The sequence below is a fragment of the Bradyrhizobium sp. CIR18 genome (assembly GCF_014198295.1).
Lineage (GTDB): Bacteria > Pseudomonadota > Alphaproteobacteria > Rhizobiales > Xanthobacteraceae > Bradyrhizobium.
Genome location: NZ_JACIHF010000001.1, coordinates 991,413 through 1,007,990, shown reverse-complemented (window position 1 = coordinate 1,007,990; position 16,578 = coordinate 991,413). Strand labels below are relative to the sequence as shown.

19 protein-coding genes are annotated in these 16,578 nt (G+C 66.1%); 13 read left to right on the top strand and 6 right to left on the bottom strand.

Going from position 1 to position 16,578, the window contains the following annotated elements:
- The first annotated feature begins 48 nt into the window (after positions 1-48).
- Together GGD65_RS04905 and GGD65_RS04900 are read left to right on the top strand one after the other, a co-directional pair.
- On the top strand, positions 49-378 hold the full coding sequence (locus GGD65_RS04905) for a four-helix bundle copper-binding protein (protein WP_092260383.1): 330 nt from the start codon (positions 49-51) through the stop codon (positions 376-378).
- A 13-nt stretch (positions 379-391) separates the two neighbouring features.
- Positions 392-574, top strand: a complete 183-nt coding sequence (locus GGD65_RS04900) for a hypothetical protein (protein WP_179738581.1) — start codon at positions 392-394, stop codon at positions 572-574.
- Between the two features lie 17 nt (positions 575-591).
- Here the strand turns inward: GGD65_RS04900 and GGD65_RS04895 are convergent, their stop codons facing one another.
- Entirely contained in the window at positions 592-1,530 is a 939-nt protein-coding gene (locus tag GGD65_RS04895) for a GlxA family transcriptional regulator (protein ID WP_183234525.1), read from the bottom strand.
- Positions 1,531-1,621: 91 nt separating this feature from the next.
- Here GGD65_RS04895 and GGD65_RS04890 point away from each other — a divergent pair, with 91 nt between their 5' ends.
- On the top strand, positions 1,622-2,308 hold the full coding sequence (locus GGD65_RS04890) for a DJ-1/PfpI family protein (protein WP_179738585.1): 687 nt from the start codon (positions 1,622-1,624) through the stop codon (positions 2,306-2,308).
- An 86-nt stretch (positions 2,309-2,394) separates the two neighbouring features.
- Positions 2,395-3,663 carry an ABC transporter substrate-binding protein gene (locus GGD65_RS04885; RefSeq protein ID WP_246783191.1) on the top strand — a complete coding sequence of 423 codons (1,269 nt, stop codon included), beginning with the start codon at positions 2,395-2,397 and terminating at the stop codon, positions 3,661-3,663.
- A 31-nt stretch (positions 3,664-3,694) separates the two neighbouring features.
- On the opposite strand, the gene GGD65_RS04880 is transcribed toward GGD65_RS04885, so the two are convergent.
- Complete coding sequence (locus tag GGD65_RS04880; protein ID WP_018320592.1) at positions 3,695-3,952, bottom strand: hypothetical protein; 258 nt, start codon at positions 3,950-3,952, stop codon at positions 3,695-3,697.
- 269 nt (positions 3,953-4,221) lie between these two features.
- Here GGD65_RS04880 and GGD65_RS04875 point away from each other — a divergent pair, with 269 nt between their 5' ends.
- Positions 4,222-4,596, top strand: coding sequence for a hypothetical protein (locus GGD65_RS04875; RefSeq protein ID WP_018320591.1), 375 nt, complete (start codon positions 4,222-4,224; stop codon positions 4,594-4,596).
- 7 nt (positions 4,597-4,603) lie between these two features.
- Here the strand turns inward: GGD65_RS04875 and GGD65_RS04870 are convergent, their stop codons facing one another.
- Entirely contained in the window at positions 4,604-5,881 is a 1,278-nt protein-coding gene (locus tag GGD65_RS04870) for a polysaccharide deacetylase family protein (protein ID WP_183234524.1), read from the bottom strand.
- A 179-nt stretch (positions 5,882-6,060) separates the two neighbouring features.
- Positions 6,061-6,834 (bottom strand): polysaccharide deacetylase family protein, encoded by a 774-nt coding sequence (locus GGD65_RS04865; RefSeq protein WP_183234523.1) that lies wholly within the window; start codon positions 6,832-6,834, stop codon positions 6,061-6,063.
- 115 nt (positions 6,835-6,949) lie between these two features.
- Between GGD65_RS04865 and mgtE the strand changes: the two genes are divergently transcribed.
- The 4 genes from mgtE to GGD65_RS04845 all read left to right on the top strand — a co-directional run bounded on the left by mgtE (position 6,950) and on the right by GGD65_RS04845 (position 10,860).
- Complete coding sequence (gene mgtE / locus GGD65_RS04860; protein ID WP_018320588.1) at positions 6,950-8,371, top strand: magnesium transporter; 1,422 nt, start codon at positions 6,950-6,952, stop codon at positions 8,369-8,371.
- A gap of 162 nt (positions 8,372-8,533) precedes the next feature.
- Positions 8,534-8,851: a DNA-binding transcriptional regulator gene (locus GGD65_RS04855; protein WP_038949950.1), complete on the top strand. Its 318-nt coding sequence runs from the start codon at positions 8,534-8,536 to the stop codon at positions 8,849-8,851.
- A 169-nt stretch (positions 8,852-9,020) separates the two neighbouring features.
- Entirely contained in the window at positions 9,021-9,839 is an 819-nt protein-coding gene (locus tag GGD65_RS04850; RefSeq protein ID WP_179738589.1) for an aldo/keto reductase, read from the top strand.
- A gap of 49 nt (positions 9,840-9,888) precedes the next feature.
- Entirely contained in the window at positions 9,889-10,860 is a 972-nt protein-coding gene (locus GGD65_RS04845; protein WP_183234522.1) for a hypothetical protein, read from the top strand.
- 1,102 nt (positions 10,861-11,962) lie between these two features.
- Here the strand turns inward: GGD65_RS04845 and GGD65_RS04840 are convergent.
- Complete coding sequence (locus GGD65_RS04840; protein WP_018321160.1) at positions 11,963-12,679, bottom strand: DUF599 domain-containing protein; 717 nt, start codon at positions 12,677-12,679, stop codon at positions 11,963-11,965.
- A 122-nt stretch (positions 12,680-12,801) separates the two neighbouring features.
- On the opposite strand from GGD65_RS04840, the gene GGD65_RS04835 reads away from it, so the two are divergent.
- From GGD65_RS04835 to GGD65_RS04820, 4 genes are all read left to right on the top strand, one after another.
- Entirely contained in the window at positions 12,802-13,464 is a 663-nt protein-coding gene (locus tag GGD65_RS04835) for a glutathione S-transferase family protein (RefSeq protein WP_026202496.1), read from the top strand.
- Positions 13,465-13,770: 306 nt separating this feature from the next.
- Complete coding sequence (locus tag GGD65_RS04830; protein ID WP_018321158.1) at positions 13,771-13,974, top strand: hypothetical protein; 204 nt, start codon at positions 13,771-13,773, stop codon at positions 13,972-13,974.
- Between the two features lie 159 nt (positions 13,975-14,133).
- Entirely contained in the window at positions 14,134-15,123 is a 990-nt protein-coding gene (locus tag GGD65_RS04825; RefSeq protein WP_183234521.1) for a hypothetical protein, read from the top strand.
- A gap of 42 nt (positions 15,124-15,165) precedes the next feature.
- Positions 15,166-15,606: a DUF1489 family protein gene (locus GGD65_RS04820; RefSeq protein WP_183234520.1), complete on the top strand. Its 441-nt coding sequence runs from the start codon at positions 15,166-15,168 to the stop codon at positions 15,604-15,606.
- Here the strand turns inward: GGD65_RS04820 and panC are convergent.
- Positions 15,603-16,454 carry a pantoate--beta-alanine ligase gene (panC, locus tag GGD65_RS04815; RefSeq protein ID WP_018321155.1) on the bottom strand — a complete coding sequence of 284 codons (852 nt, stop codon included), beginning with the start codon at positions 16,452-16,454 and terminating at the stop codon, positions 15,603-15,605. The two genes, GGD65_RS04820 and panC, sit on opposite strands and share 4 nt — an antisense overlap.
- Positions 16,455-16,578: the final 124 nt, after the last annotated feature.

Below are 16,578 nucleotides of genomic sequence, written 5' to 3'. Positions count from 1 at the left end.
CTTGCCTTGGTGGAGCGGGGGATACCGATGCGCAACGGAGAGAACCGGATGGCTCAATCAGAAGACATGACCCGCTGCATCTCGCTCTGCATGAGCTGCTACCAGACCTGCCTCGGCACGGCGATGAACCATTGCCTCGAGACCGGCGGCAAGCACGTCGAGCCGAAACACTTCCGCCTGATGATGGCCTGCGCCGAAATGTGCCGGACGGCTGCGCATTTCATGCTGATCAACACGCCGCACCATCGGCATACCTGCGGCGAATGCGCCGAGATCTGCACCGAATGCGCTGCCGATTGCGAGCGGGTCGGCGGCATGGACGAATGCGTCTCGGCGTGCCGCTCCTGCGCACAATCCTGCCGCGCGATGGCAGCCTGAAGGACGAAGCCCCATGCTGGAAGAGAAGCTCAAGGACGCCATCATCGGCGAGTTGCAGCGGCAGGCCGCCGACCGGCCGCAATCGCTCAAGGTCCAGGGCGAGGTGAAGAGCTCGGAGGAGCTGACCGTCAACGGCAAGATCGACCTTGGCGCCCTCGTCATGGTGATCGCGGGATCAGTCGCCGGCGGGCCTTGAGGTCGATCGGCCGCTTCTCATGCGCTTCGTGCCGCGCGTCGCAGCGACTGCGGCGGCTGACCGAATGCGCGGATGAAGGCCCTGCGCATCCGCTCGGGGTCGCGAAAGCCGGTGGATTGGGCGACGCGCTCGATGGCCTCTCCGGAGGACTGCACCCGCTCGCGCGCCACCTCGACCCGCAGGCGCTCGACCGCCTTGGTCGGCGTGGATCCGGTCTCAGCGGTGAAGGAGCGGACGAAATGCCGTGCGCTCAACCCGGCGCGTTCGGCCAGCGCCTCGACCGTGAGATGCGCATCCAGATTCTCGCGCACCCATGACAACAGGCTGCCGAAGCGGCCGTTCGGCGTCTTGAGCTCGAGCAAGCTCGAGAACTGCGATTGTCCGCCGCTGCGGCGATGATAGAGCACCAGCTGCCGTGCGGTCGCCTGCGAGACCTCCTCGCCATGGTCCTGCGCGATCATGGCGAGCGCGAGATCGATCCCGGCCGTGATGCCGGCCGACGTCCACACCCGATCGTCGCGGATGAAGATCTGGTCCGGTTCGAGCCGCACCTTCGGGTAGCGCCCGATGAAGTCGCGGGTGCAGGACCAGTGCGTGGTCGCGCAGCGCCCGTCCAGCAGTCCCGCCTGCGCCAGAAGATAGGCGCCGTTGCAAACGCTGGCGATGCGCACGCCGCGGCTCGCCAGTCGCTGGATGAAGGCGATGGTCGTCTTGCAGCGAGCCGCCGCTTCCACGCCCTCTCCACCGGCGACGAACAGCGTCGTGACCGAGCTTGCCGACCGCAGATTGCGCGCCAGCATCTCGATTCCCGACGAGCTGCGCACCGCGCCCGCCTTCGTTGCGACGGTGATCACGCGCGGCGCATTCGGCGTGTGACGCCTGGCGATCTCGAACACCGAGATCGGACCGGCCGCATCCAGCAACTGGAATTCGGAAAAGATCAGGAAGCCGATCATGGGCGTGTCCAGAATTGAGGGAATTAAGCCATTTCGACCACAAGGCCAACATGGCAGGCTGCAAGCGTCAAGCACGTTGTCGAGGTTGGACATGTCGGGCCCGTTGCAGATCGGTCTTCTGGTTTTTCCGCGCGTCACCCAGCTCGATCTCACCGGTCCCGCCCAGGTCTTCTCCAGCCTGCCTGACGTGACCGTGCATCTGGTCTGGAAACGCATCGAGCCCGTGCCGAGCGATTCCGTCATCGCGCTGACGCCGACCGTCACCTTCGCCGATTGCCCGCAGCTCGACGTGATCTGCGTTCCGGGCGGCTACGGCACCGACGAGCTGATGCTGGACGAGGACGTTCTCGCCTTTCTGCGACAGCAGGAGAGGGGCGCGCAATACGTGACGTCGGTCTGCACCGGCTCGCTCGTGCTCGGCGCCGCCGGTCTGTTGAAGGGATATCGCGCGGCCACCCACTGGACCGCGAGGGACGCATTGCCGTTGTTCGGAGCCGAGCTGTCGCTGGAGAGGGTCTGCGTCGACCGCAATCGCATGACGGGCGGCGGCATCACGGCCGGCATCGACTTCGCGCTCACCCTGGTGTCGATGTTGCGAGGCCGCGCCGCGGCGGAGATGATCCAGCTGCGCATGGAGTACAATCCCGCACCGCCCTTTGCGGCCGGCTCGCCGGACACGGCGCCGGCGGCGATCGTCGCTGCCATGAAGGAGCGGGTTGCGCCGGCGCAGGCGCGGCGGCTGGAGTTCGTCAGGAAGGCCGTCGAGCGGCAGGGATAGCGAGCAGATTCGACCGGCCGAGCGCCGTCGGGACCGGATATCGATCATCGCCGACATGCCGTCGCGATGCTGAAGCGGAGGGGGCAATGGCGCCTTGTCGTGTTGGAGAATTGCTATCGTCGCGCAGCCGGCTTTGCCGTTTGACCTTCGGCCTCATCCTGGCGCTCAGTCCGGCAGCGCTGGCCGAACGGAGCGCGGCCGCCGAATTCTCCGGTGGCGCGATCAGGATCGGCATCATCAATGACCAGGCCGGACCGTTGTCGGATCTGGCCGGGCCCGGCTCCGTCGTCGCCGCGCGGATGGCCGTGGACGATTTTCAACGCGCAACGCCCGGGCTGAAGGCCGAGATCGTCGTCGCCGACCATCAGAACAAGCCGGATATCGGCGCCCAGATCGTCCGCAAATGGTTCGACGTTGACGGCGTCGACATGGTGGCCGACGTCGGAAACTCCGCGGTGGCGCTCGCCATCCAGTCGATCGCGCGCGACAAGAACAGGATCGTGATCTATTCGGCGGTCGGCACCACCGAGATCGGCGGCAAGCAATGCTCGCGCACCGGCCTGATGTGGCTGCACGACAATTACAATCTGGTCGCCGGCTCGGTCCGAAAACTGGTGTCGCAAGGCTATGACAGCTGGTTCTTCATCGCGTCCGACTACGCGTTCGGACGCAATATGGTCGAGGTGTCCCAGCGCGTGCTGGCGGCTGCAGGGGCCAAGTCGCTCGGCGCGGTCTTTCATCCGCTGGGAAATGCCGATTACGGCTCCTTCCTGCTGCAGGCCCAGGCGTCCAAAGCCAAGGTGGTTGCGTTCGCCAATGCCGGCGAGCAGCTCGTGACCTCGATGAAGCAATGGAACGAGTTCGGAATGAACGCGGGGCCGCAGAAGGCAGTCGCCGAGCTGATGTTCCTGACCGACGTGCACGCGATGGGGGCCGAAACCGCCAAGGGCCTGACGACCGTCACTGCTTGGTATTGGGCGCTCAACGAGGAAACGCGCGCGTTCGCCCAAAGGTTCTACAAGCTTCACAACGCCATGCCGACCGCGCCGCAGGCCGCCGTCTACTCCGCCGTGTCGCAATATCTGAAGGCCGCGTCTGCGGCCGGAACGGACGAGACCAACGCTGTTCTGGAGCAGATGCGCGCGATGCCGGTCGACGATTTCTACGCGCGTGGCGCGCGGCTGCGCGCCGACAACAAGCTGGTGCATGATTTCTATCTCGTCGAGGTCAAGAAGCCCTCGGACGTGAAGACGCCCTGGGATTATTACAACGTCGTCGAGAAGATACCTGCCGAGGACGCCTTTCTGCCGCTGAGCGACAGCGAATGTCCGTTGCTCAAGACGTCACGAAACTAGCGCTTCTCGTCAAGACAGGCGGCCGGCCGCCTCAGCCATATTCCTCGCCGATGCCGTATTCCCGGTAGATCTCCAGCGGATCGAGGTCCGGAAACAGGCGGCATTTGGCCTGGGCGAGGTGCAGACTCACCGCCGCCGGCTCCTTGCCGTTCGCCAGCATCTTGCGGAGGTCGTCCATATGCGCGTTCGGCTGGTGCTTCGGTTCGAGCTGCTCCAGCGCGACCAGGGCGGTCGCGAGAGCCTCGGTCAGAACCCAGTCGTCGTGGCCGGTGATTCCCTTCTTCGGCATCGGCAGATCCCAGATGTGACGGCAGCGCACAGTCTATCGCGACTTCCGCCAAATCGCCATTGAGCCGTAGCGGGCGCGCTGCGTCAGGGCAGGGCCACCGCCATCCGGCTTGCATTATGGCGGCGTGTGGCTAAAAGGCGGCGACTTGCAGTATCTTTGTTGAAACAAAGTTGGCGTAGACGGGCCGTCACAACCCAGCTCCCGGTCTGGGTCCCGATCCCGAATTCGCAGCACGATCCGGCTGCGCACCCCTCAAGGCTCGAGCCAGCATGGTTTTTCTCAGCTTCGTCTACCGCTTCATCACCAACTTCGCGTTCATGGCGGTGGTCTATTTCAGCCTGAACTTCATGGAGAAGTATCCGAACCGGGCGATCCTGGCGATCCTGGTGCTGATCTATGCCGCGATGCGCGCGGTCTCGACGCTGCGCGCGTTCTACTTCTTCCAGAAGATCGAGAAGCTGGAAGCCGAGACGCGGCGGCTTCAGGGCCCGATCAATGACGGCTCGGGGGGAACGAACGCGCGCAAGCAGGTCGTCGCCGACGTGGCCCGGCTGCGCCGCGACGGCGAGCTCAAGTCCTATATGGACCTGTTCTTCCTGGCGCTGATCGTGCTGCTCTGCGTCGCCGCCATCATGCGGCAGTAGCTAGGGACTAAGCGCGCTTCTTCAGGCTGGCGATGCGGGTCGAGCGCGGTGTAGTGCCCTTGGCCTGCGCGGCATGCTTCGGTGCGGCCGGCGCCGCATGCGCGGTGTGCCGAGCCTGGGACTTGGCCGTCTTGCCCTTTGCGGCCTTGCCCCTGGCCGCATGCGGCGTCTCGGCGGCCATTGCCAGCCGGGTCGCGGCACGCCGCGACAATGTCGTCGACAGCAGCACCTCGACCGAGCCTTCCGGGATCGCAAACAGAGCGCGGCCGGGCACGGGCAGGGCGGATGCGACGTCCATCTGACCCTTGGTTCGGCGCGGCAGCAGCGGCTGATGCTCGGTCTGCGCATTGAGGTCGGCGAGCGAGGGCGCCGGAAGCGTCCTGGTCTGCGTGAACACGAAGCTCGGAACGGAAGGCCAGCGCGCGATCGGCACGGTCTCGGTCGGCGGATGCAGCAGCCATTCCACCGGCGTGGTCGGCGTCGCCGGCCGGTCGGCGGTCGCCGGCACAACATGCACGATGCGATAGCCGCGCGCCTTGAGGTCGCGGATGATTTTTGGCAGCGCCGCGACCGTGCGGGCCTGGATGTCGTGCAGCAGCAAAATGCCCTTGCCCTTGGCCTCCAGCCGCTGGATCGCGAGCTGATAGACGCGGTCGGACGACACGTGGCGCCAGTCGTCGGCGGGGAAGTCGGCGCTCCACACCTGGATGCCGCGCGAGATCAGATGATGTTCGACGCCTTCGGCGCGCATCAGTCCGGGAATGCGGAAGAACGGCGCCAGCTTGGACGAGTCGGTCATCGCGGCCGAGGTCCACTCGATGCCGCCGTTGATCTCGGCCTCGGCCTTCTCGATGGGCATCCGGTCGAAGGTCAGCGGATGGTTCATGCTGTGGGTGCCGACCGTGTGGCCCGCCGCAACCAGCTTGCGCACGCCTTCGGGATTCGCCTTGGCCTGGCTGCCGATGATGAAGAAGGTCGCCTTGATGCACTCGTCGTCGAGCATCTTGAGGACCTGGTTGGAATATTTCGGCAGCGGACCGTCGTCGAAGGTCAGGACGACCTCATGATCCCTGAGCGGCAGCGTCTCGCGGTACTGCATGGTGCCGATCAGCGGATGTTCGCGCGGATCGACCACCAGGGTGCGGGACGTCCCGAGCGCGTCGGGATGGCCCGGGCAGTCGGCCGCAAGCGCCGCCGGCGATCCGATGGTCGAACATCCAAGGAATCCGCCGAGGCAAAGGACGATCCACGATCGCGTCCGCAAGACAACGCTACTTCCGATCATGAACCCCGTCTGCCCTCATGTGCGATGGCCGCCATAGTAGGTCGGAGACATCGGGAAACGGTTCAGGCGCCAACAGCCTTACCCGTCACAAAGTCCCCGTCCATTAGCAGGGGGTATCATGAACAGAGTGTTAATAGGGCCCAAATCACCCCATTTTGCGCCGGCGTGACATTCCGGCATCAGCGCGCATCGGCGCTCTTCTGCGGCGGGCCGGCCGGCACGATGTGGACCACGCGAAAACCGTTCTCCCTCAGATACCGCAGGAAGGCCGGCATGATCGCGGCGGTGCGCGCCTTGGAGTCGTGGAAGAGGACGATGCCCTTGCCGCTAGCGGCAAGCCGCTCCGTGACCAGCTTCAATTCCTGCTCCGGCGTCATCTCGTTCCAGTCGCTGGCCCAGAGGTCAGCGCCGAACACGACGATGCCGCGGGACTGGAGCAGGTCGAGCTGCGCTTGCGTCCCCTGGAAATAGGGAAAGCGGAAGAACGGCGTCGAAGGCGTCGCCGTCGAGCTGCCGTGCAGCGACATCTCGACGGCCGCGACGCCGCGGTCGATCTCGCCCTTGGCCTTGTCGAACGGGATCCGCGCCATGAACGGATGCGAGAAGGTGTGATGGCCGATGCTGTGGCCCTCGCGCGCGATGCGCTTGACCATGTCGGGATGCTGGCTGGCGTGCAGGCCGATCAGGAAGAAGGTCGCGCGCACGCATTCCTGCGCCAGCGCTGCCAGCACCTTCGACGTCGTCGGCGGGTTCGGCCCGTCATCGAAGGTCAGCACGACCTCGTGATCGGCCAGCGTAAGCGTCTGCGGAAAGCTCTTCAGGCCCACGCGCGGCGTGGTCCTGGCATCGACACTCAGCACGCGCGAGGTGCCGAGCGCGTCCTTGCGCGGGCACTCGGCGGCTTCCGTCGAGGCGATGCCGATCAGGGCAGCGAGGGCCGCGCCTGATGACATCGCGGTCCACCGCTGTCGAAGCATCTTTGTCATTGCGCTCGGCTTTGCCTTGTGGGTATTGCCTGACCGTCAGCCCAGACCATTCGTTCCAACCTGTCAAACGGCGAGGCGCGCCATGGATGAACATATGGACGTTGCCCGATCCGCTGCGGATTCGGTACTCGACCACGTGCCGATGCGCAATGAAGACGGCGATATCAGGCACGAATTCGTCGAGGAAATCGCCCATGCGATCGAGGCCGGCGACAGCGCCTCGCTGCGCGCCTGCGTCGCCGAGCTGCACGAGGCCGACCTCGGCGATCTCATCGGCGCTCTCGAGCCCGACGACCGCGTCCGCCTGGTCGAGCTGACGGGACGCGACTTCGACTTCTCCGCGCTGAACGAGCTCGACGAGGGCGTGCGCGAGGAGATCCTCGAGGAACTGCCGCCGGAGACCGTCGCCGAGGGCGTTCGCGAACTCGAATCCGACGACGCCGTCGAGCTGCTGGAGACCCTCGACCAGGCCGAGCAGGAGGAGATCCTCGAGAAGCTGCCGCTCAGGGAGCGCGTCGCGCTCGAACGCAGCCTGCTGTACCCCGAGAATTCCGCCGGCCGCCGGATGCAGACCGAGTTCATCGCGGTGCCCCAGGATTTCACCGTGGGGCAGGCGATCGACTACATGCGCGAGACGCCTGATCTGCCCGACCGCTTCTACGAGATCTACGTCGTCGACAAGGACCAGCACTGGCAGGGCGCAGTCCCCCTCGACGTGCTGCTGCGCGCGCGCCGGCCGGTGCCGCTCACCGAGCTCACCGATGAGGACCGCCGCCGCGTCTCCGTCCTGGAGGACCAGGAAGAGGTGGCGCGCATGTTCGGCAAGTACAATCTCGTCGCAGCTCCCGTGCTCGACACCCAGGACCGCCTGGTCGGCGTCATCACCGTCGACGACGTCGTCGACGTCATCGAGGAGGAGGCGGACGAAGACCTCAAGGCGCTCGGCGGCGTCACCAGCGACGAAGAGCTGTCGGATACCTTCCTGACGATTGCGCGCGCGCGGTTCAACTGGCTGCTGGTCAATCTCGCCACCGCCTTCCTGGCGTCCTCCGTGCTCGGCCTGTTCGAGGGCCAGCTGGAGAAGATGGTCGCGCTCGCCGTGCTGGCGCCAATCGTGGCGAGCCAGGGCGGCAATGCCGCGACCCAGACCATGACGGTGGCGGTGCGGGCGCTGGCGACGCGCGAGCTCGGTTCTTCCAACGCCTGGCGCGTGGTGATGCGCGAGGCGCTGGTCGGTCTCGTCAACGGGCTCGCCTTCGCCGTGATCACGGGGATTGCGGCGGTGGCCTGGTTCAAGATTCCCGGCCTCGGCATCGTCATCGGGCTGGCGATGGTGTGCAACCTCATCGCCGGCGCGCTCGGCGGCATCCTGATCCCGATGGCGCTGGAGCGTGTCAGGGCCGACCCGGCGGTGGCGTCGGGCACCTTCGTCACCACGGTGACGGACGTGGTCGGCTTCTTCTCCTTCCTCGGGATTGCGACGCTCTGGTTCGGGTTGAGGTAGGGGCGGGCAGCGGGAATTCGTAGCCCGGATGGAGCGCAGCGCAATCCGGGGGTGCCCCAAGCGACAGTGGTCCCGGATTACGCTGCGCTCCATCCGGGCTACGGGCTCCTGTCTTTAATCCGAACTTAAGCGACCTGCCGCATCATCGCCTCGCTTGGGGGAATGAGCATGCGGTTGCGGCTGAAGGCGGACGGACGGGTCGTTGAGTTGCGGGATGGACAGGAATTTCCGGTCCAGCCGTCGCCGGTCGAGCCCACGGCCAATGCCGCGCCGGCCGACGCCAACCCACTCGCAGTGCGTGATTTGCGCCGCCGCGCCTGCCTGACCCAGATGGAGTTCGCCGCCAAGCTCGGCGTTCCCGTCGAGACCATCCGCAACTGGGAGCAGGGCAAGCGCGCGCCGCGGGGACCGGCCCGTGCGCTGCTCGCGGTGATCGCGCACGCCCCGGATACCGTGTTCCAGGCGCTCGCCAAAGCCTGACGCCAAAGCCCTGACACCGAGGGCTGCCGGCCCTGACGCGAACCTCCCGTTAGCATTTGCGCCAAATAACCCGCTGGACTGCCGCGGCCTTCCGTTGGCAGCATCGTGGGCCGGGTCCATAATGAGGCCTGATGACGTCAGGGGCTGCCGCAACGGAAGAGGAGTCCTCATGCTGTTCGTCGAGGCCAATGGCGCAAAAATCCCGGCGATCGGGCTCGGGACCTGGGAGCTGAGCGGAAGACCTGCCGCGCGCCTGGTCGAGCAGGCGCTGCGGCTCGGCTATCGCCACATCGACACCGCGCAAGTCTACGAGAACGAACGCGAGGTCGGCGACGGCGTGCGCGCCTCCGGCGTGCGGCGCGACGACATCTTCCTCACCACCAAGGTCTGGACCAACCATTTCGCGCCCCACGATCTCGAGCGCTCGGTCAAGGAGAGCCTGGCCCGCTTGCGGCTTCCTAGCGTCGATCTGTTGCTGCTGCACTGGCCCAATTCGCATGTGCCGCTGGTGGAGACGCTCGGCGCGCTGTCGCATGCGAAGACCATGGGTCTGACCCGTCACATCGGCGTCTCCAATTTCACGGTGGCGCTGATCGAGCAGGCGGTCGCGCTCTCGCCGGAGCCGCTGGTCTGCAACCAGGTCGAATACCACCCTTATCTCGATCAGGCGAAGGTGAGGGCGGCCTGCGACCAGCATGGCCTTGCGCTCGTCGCCTACAGCCCGATCGCCAAGGGACGCATCAAGTCCGACCAGAGGCTGGCCGAGATCGGACGCGCCCACCGCAAGTCGTCGGCGCAGGTCTGCCTGCGCTGGCTGGTGCAACAGAATGTCGCTGCGATCCCGCGCACCTCGCGCATTGAACGCCTGTCCGAAAACATCGAGATCTTCGATTTCGAGCTGTCGGAGGACGAGATGAGCCGGATCGCCGCACTCGCCAGTCCGAAGGGCCGCCTGACCGACTTCGGCTTCGCCCCGAAATGGGATTGAGAGGGGGCCGGGGTATGCTAGGACCGCGACGGCAACTCAAGATCGGTCGATGGAACTGCGGAAGATCATACGGACGGACATTGCGGCGTCAGCAATCGCGCATCTGACGCTGGTGGCGCTGATCATCGTGATCAGCGAGGTCCATCCGTTTCGCAGCCAGCCGCCGGAGACCGTGACCGTCGACATCGTCACGCCGGAGCAGGTGAAGGAAGAGATCAAGGAGCAGGAGACGAAGGAGGCGGCCAAGGAGAAGCCGCCGGAGCCGACGCCCGATCTGAAACTGCCGAAGCTCGATTTCACCGACAAGTCCGAAGCGGCGGACAAGCCCGCGGCCAAGCAGCAGGCCGCGGCACCGTCGCAGCAGACGCCACCTGAACCGCAGCAGAAGCAGCCGCAGCCGCAACCCTCGCCCGCGCCGAAGCAGCGTGAGGCCAACGTGCAGCCGCAACCTCAACAGCCACAGCCGTCGCAACAGCCGCCGCCGCAAGCCCAGCAACAACCGCCGCCCCAGGCGATGCCGCAGCCACCGATGCAGCCGCCGCCGCAAGCGATGCAGCAGCCGGAGGCCGCACCGCCGCCGGCCTATCAGGCTCCGCAGCCTGACGTCACCGTCAAGTACGGCGTCATGCTGGGCCTGCCCCCGGAATTGCCGCCGGAGCTGCCGAAAGACACCCCCAAGGACGATGGCGGCGATGGCAAGGATTCAATCGCAGCCAAGTTGCCGGCTGAAGTCATCGCCGCGCTTCGTCGCCATTTGCGCAGCTGTGCGAAATTGCCGGCCGGACTGAGCCCGACCGACGCCGTTCACATCAAGCTGCGCACGGTGTTCGCGACCGACGGCACGCTGGCACGCGAGCCGATCCTGATCGAGGCTCCGCCGTCCGCAAAAGGGGTGGCACTCGTGAAGTCCGCCATGAGCGCGCTCCAGAACTGTCAACCCTACAAGATGCTGCCGGCAAATCTGTACGGGGAATGGAAGATCATGGACCTGCCGTTCAGCCCACGGGATTTCGGATCGTAGCTTCGCGTAGCCCGGATGAAGCGGTAGCGAAATCCGGGGCCGCTCGTCCGGCATTGTGCACTGTCCCGGATTACACTGCGCTCCATCCGGGCTACGGCACCGTGCCCTGTGTCGCCCGCTGTCAATCCGCTTCGCCAAAAATATTCCACTTTACCGAAATTCGGTTTCGGCGTATGTGTTTGCCCATCCTGGCTCACCAAGAGGGGCGACTATGTGGTCGTCACTGTCGCGAGCCGGGCTTGCGGTGGACGCGGCAGCGTCGGCACGAGAGGCGCGGGCAGGGCGGGTAGTCCCTGTGAGCCCGAGGCTTCGTGCGGACGAGCGGCGCTGCCAGGCTTCGTCTCGTCTGTAAGTTTCCGGCTCCGTCGACAGGGCCGGAAAAACTGCGGCGAAATGGCGGGCCGTGCGTACGGCAAAACCGTGTGGTCCTGGCCGTCGTTGCTACGGTCAAGTCCTTGCGAAGGTGCGAGCGAGCCCAACCGGGCAGACTGCATCATCCAATTCGCGGGGCGAGGGAGGCCAGAAGGAATGGTCGGCTCCCGGGAGATCACGGCATAAGCCGTCCAGCCACCGCGCAGGGAAGGCCGAGTGATCGGCCACACCTGTATGCTGCTGTGCGGTTCTTTCTGCGCGTGCTTTTCGCGCAGCGGACCGCGGGTGCGAGCCAGCACCCGGCCTTCCCTGCGCCCTCTTGGATGAGAGGGTCGCGAGACCAAGCAAAGCTCGGGCGAATTGCGCCGCGAGGACGCGAAGGCATGTCCGTGAGCTGAGCTGCGTGCCACAAACTCGATCTCGTAGGGTGGGCAAAGCGCAGCGTGCCCACGCCTTGTTGTTTATGGACGGAGATCGTGGGCACGGCGCTATGCGCCTTTGCCCACCCTACGGCAGCGCCGCTGGGATGTGCACTGGAGCACCGCAATGACAAGTGGAGACAGCGTGCGCCACGCTGCGCTCTCGTGCCCCGGACGCCGCACAGCGTCCCCGGCGATGCGAAGCATCGTCCGGTTCGACGGGGCCATCCATCCGCATCGCGCCGTGTTGCCCTGGGTCCCGGCTCTGCGCCGCAACGCTTGCGCGTTGCAGCTTGTCCGGGACACGTGCCTCAATGACCGCGCTTCATCCTCTCCGCGCCATCCACCACCTCCGGCGCCATCGCCGCCCATGCGCTCGATGCGAATTGCCGGCGCCAGGTCACGACCACCACCGCGGCCGTGGTCACGAACAGCAGCCAGGGGCTGACGAACCAGCCGAGATAGCCGAGCGCGAAGAAGAAGGCGCGCTGGCCGCGATTGAAATGGCGGCCGGCGGATTCGAACAGGCGCGTGGTGCGGATGACATGGGCTTCCGCCTCCGGCGTGTCGCGCCGCTCGGCCGGGGGCATGCCGCCGAACAGGATCGCGACATAGTTGAACAGGCGATAGGACCAGGCGAATTTGAAGAAGGCGTAGACGCAGATCAGCACGAGGCCGACGCATTTCAGCTCCCACATCGCCGGCGACGTGCTGAGGTCGATCGGCAGCTTGCTCAGAATCGTGATGGCGTCGTTGGTGGCGTGCAGCAGCGCCAGCGCACCGCCGAGCGCGATCAGGCTGGTCGAGGCGAAGAAAGCGGTTCCGTTCTGCAGCGAGGCCATGATCTGCATGTCGACCATGCGCGTCTCGCGATCGAGCAGCCGGCGCACCCAGACCTCACGATAGCGGTTCATGCGCGCCGACAGGCTGTCGCGGCCGTAGGCCGAATGCTCCAGCGTCAGGGCATAGACCAGCCATTCGATGATGAAGAAGCCGACCGCGGTGATGTCGACCCAATGCCTGCTCATCTCTCTCTCCTCGCAAGCCGCCACGATTGCCACGCATGGCAGGATGCGGCAACGATTGATTGGCGGCACGCGATGGCGTTAAAAGCGGCTCGCTTCAAAGCGTCTCGGGAAGGACTGATGACATGGCTGCGCTGAAACTCGCGATCGGCAACAAGAACTACTCGTCATGGTCGATGCGGCCATGGCTCGCGCTTCGCGCCAACGACATCCCGTTCGTGGAGACGCTGATCCCGCTCTACACCGACAATCCCGCGGACAAGGAGCAGATCCTGTCGTTCAGCCGTGCCGGCAAGGTGCCGGTGCTGGTCGACGGCGATGTCACGGTGTGGGATTCGCTCGCCATCATCGAATACATCGCCGAGCGCTATCCGGAGGTGAAGCTGTGGCCCGACGACGTCGCCGCGCGCGCGCATGCCCGGTCGGTGTGCGCCGAGATGCATTCCGGCTTCGTGGCGCTGCGCAACGAATGCGGCATGAACCTGCATCGGCCGATCCGCCCCGTGACGCTGTCGGCCGACGCCAAGGCCAACATCGCGCGCATCGAGGAGATCTGGCGCGAATGCCGCACACGCTATGGTGCCAAGGGTCCGTTCCTGTTCGGCCGCTTCGGCGCGGCCGATGCGATGTACGCGCCGGTGGTGCATCGCCTGCGCACCTACGCGATCGACGTCGCGCCGGACACCAAGGCCTACATGGAGACGATGATGGCGCTGCCGGCGTTCCAGGAATGGACCCGCGACGGGCTGGCCGAAACCCTTGTCATCGCGAAGTTCGAGGACGCCTGACCGGTCGGTCCGAACGAGGCCGCTGGCTGTGTGCCGGCCGGCGGCGCTCACGTTCCGGACATTGACTGGCGCCATATGCCATTCGGGCTGCGACCGGCCCTGCGACATGCCGCCTGAACATGCGGCCCCGGCGGTATCATCGACCGGCCGGTTCCATCCCTATCATTCTGAAAAGACTGCAGGATTTACGCGCTTGCCATGGTGGCATGGCGCTGGCCAAAACGGCAGGTCGCGTGCTATACAGCGCCTGGGTTTCTGGCCGGCCGTCGCAGTGGGACCATGGGCGAGGCAGGCGTTGTTTGAGTGATGGAGAGGGTGTTGAAGCACAAATTCCCGATTGGAACGCGCGTATTGTTCACGGCCAGCAACGTCGCGCGCCCTGCTGCCAGCGGCTCGTACGAGGTCATCCGCCTGCTGCCGACCGACGGCGACGACTGCCAGTACCGGATCAAGAGCTCGACCGAAGCTTTCGAACGCGTCGCCAAGGAAAGCCAGCTCGCGCTCTCCTGAAGACCGACGCTCCCCGCGCATTCGCGCCCTCTGCGGAATTGTGTCCTGCCGCCGTCAAAAGGCCCGCTTCACCTTCGCAAGGTGGGCCTGGGGGGCAGTTGCCGACTCGCGGTGCTCGCTTGACCATTCGTTCTCTGCTCGCGTGAGGGGACGTCGCGCATGAACTGGGCATGGGCCACTTCGCTCGACCAAATCTGGCGCTCGCCGGCCTTTCCGATGTGGATGACGCTGGCGGCTGCCGGATTCTTCGGATTGATCCTGCTGATCACGCTGCTGCGCGCCGATAGGTCGGTCGCCAACGGCGCGCTGACCGTGATCACGCTGCTGTCCATCGCGATCGCCGGAGCTGCCACGGTGCGCGTCTATGGACCGGCGGGGCAGGACGCTCCGACCGAAGTGCGCGCGCAAGGTGCTGCCATCGCGAGCCTGCCGGCGCTGTCCTGTCTCGACGATCTCGCCGGCGATGCGGTCGCCATTGGCTGCGAGAAGGCGCTGTTCGGCTCGCCGGATGCCGCGGCTGCCGCCGTCTCCTACACCGCGGCCCGAATCGACCGGCTGACCGCGCTCGGTGATGCCGCGACCGCCGAGAAGAGCCTCACGACGGACATGAAGGTGCTGCGCAAGGCGCTGGAGCACGATCGCTACGGCCTCGTCGCGCAGGTGCTGGTCGTGCGCGACGGCTGCACGCAGTTCGACTGCGCCGCGTTCCGCTCGCTGACCGACCAGCAGCGGGTTGCCGCCAACATGGACGCCCATCTCTACGACATGCTGGTCGCGCGCTACGCGCCAACCTGGAACGCGCCTGCAACGGCGCAGGGGATGCCGGCCACGGCCGCGCTTGCCGGGCTGCCGCCCGCGATGCCGACGGGCAAGCCGACCAGCGCTGAGTTCCCGAGCGCCTCGTCGACGCCGCCGGTCAGCATCATGAATCCGGAGCCCACGGCGACGACGCGTCAGGCGGCGCCCGCCGCCGCGAACGCAGCGCCGGCACCGCGCGCGCCCGCCGCGACGTCGGCACAGGCCGCCGCACCACCGGCCGCGAAGAAGCCGCCGGCCACGAAGGCTGCGCGTGCTCCCGCGGCAGCACCGGTTCCGCTCGCTCCGCCGCCAGCCTCGGCGGCCGCGCCCGCGGCTGCGGATAACGAATAGATCGGCATTCCAAATGCGGTGCTGCCCGGCTAATGCTTGGGCATGCCGCTACATCTGATCAAGCTCGCCGTCGGTTGCGACTCCGTCAAGGAATTGAAGGAGTGGATCGCCGAACGGATGCAGACCGCCAAGAAGAAGGGTCTGCCGCAACGTCACATCCACATCACCCGCATGGTTCCCAAGCGCGATGCCGAGATCCTCACCGGCGGGTCGCTCTATTGGGTGATCAAGGGCGAGATCGCCGCGCGGGAAAAGATCATCGGCATCGAGCCGTTCCGCGACAAGGACGGTATCGGCCGCTGCCGGATCGTGATGCAGCCGAAGGTCGTCTCGGTCTCGCCGCGGCCGATGCGCCCATTCCAGGGCTGGCGCTATCTCGCCGACGATTCCGTGCCGCCCGATCTGGGCAAGTCCGCCGCCGGCTCGATCGCGGCGATGCCGGAGCCGATGCGGCGCGAATTGCGCGATCTCGGGCTGCTCTAAACCGCGATATTGTCGATCAGCCGGGTGTTGCCGAGCTTGGCGGCGACCAGGATTCGCAACGGGCCGTCCTTGCGCGAGGTGAGGGGCGCCAGCGTCTCGGCATGGCGCGCTTCGTAATAGTCGAGCGCAAAGCCGGCCGCCTCGATCGTCGCGGCGCCACGCTTCATGGCCGACGCAACGGCTTCGCCGGCACGGATGCGGCCGGCGCTGTCCTTCATGGCACGGTAGAGGATGGGGGCGGTCTGCCGCTCCTCGGGCGATAGATAGACGTTGCGCGAGGACATCGCGAGCCCGTCGCGCTCGCGCACGGTGCGGGAGCCGACGACCTTGACGCCGAGGTCGAGGTCGCGCGCCATCTGCGTCACCACCCGCAACTGCTGAAAGTCCTTTTCGCCGAAGATCGCAAAGTCCGGCCGGCACTGCGTGAACAGTTTGCCGACCACGGTGGCGACGCCGCCGAAGAAATGCGGGCGGAAGCGGTCCTCGAGGCCGGCGAGCGCCGGTCCCTCCGGCATGATGCGGGTGGCAAAGCCCTCCGGATACATCGCCGCGACGCCGGGGTGCCAGACGATATCGACATCCTCGGCCGCGAGCTTGGCGATGTCGGCCTTCCAGGTGCGCGGATAGGCGCCGAAATCCTCGGTGGGGGCGAACTGGGTCGGGTTGACGAAGATCGAGACCATGACGCGGCTGGCGCGCCGCTTGGCGAGGCGGACCAGAGACACATGCCCGTCATGGAGAGCCCCCATGGTCGGGACCAGCGCGATCGTGGCTTTTCGCTTGCGGAGATTGTCGACGGCGCGGCGCAAGGTTGGGACCGTGCGGGCAATCAAGGGGCTTGCTGACATCAGGACTCGACAGGGTTGGGAATCGGCGCGGCATGACCTTGGCGCCAGGGGCGACTAACCTTAACAAGCGGCGATCGTGGACGCCATGCATCCGGATGCGGCACAGCATCCCGCGCAAGGCGCG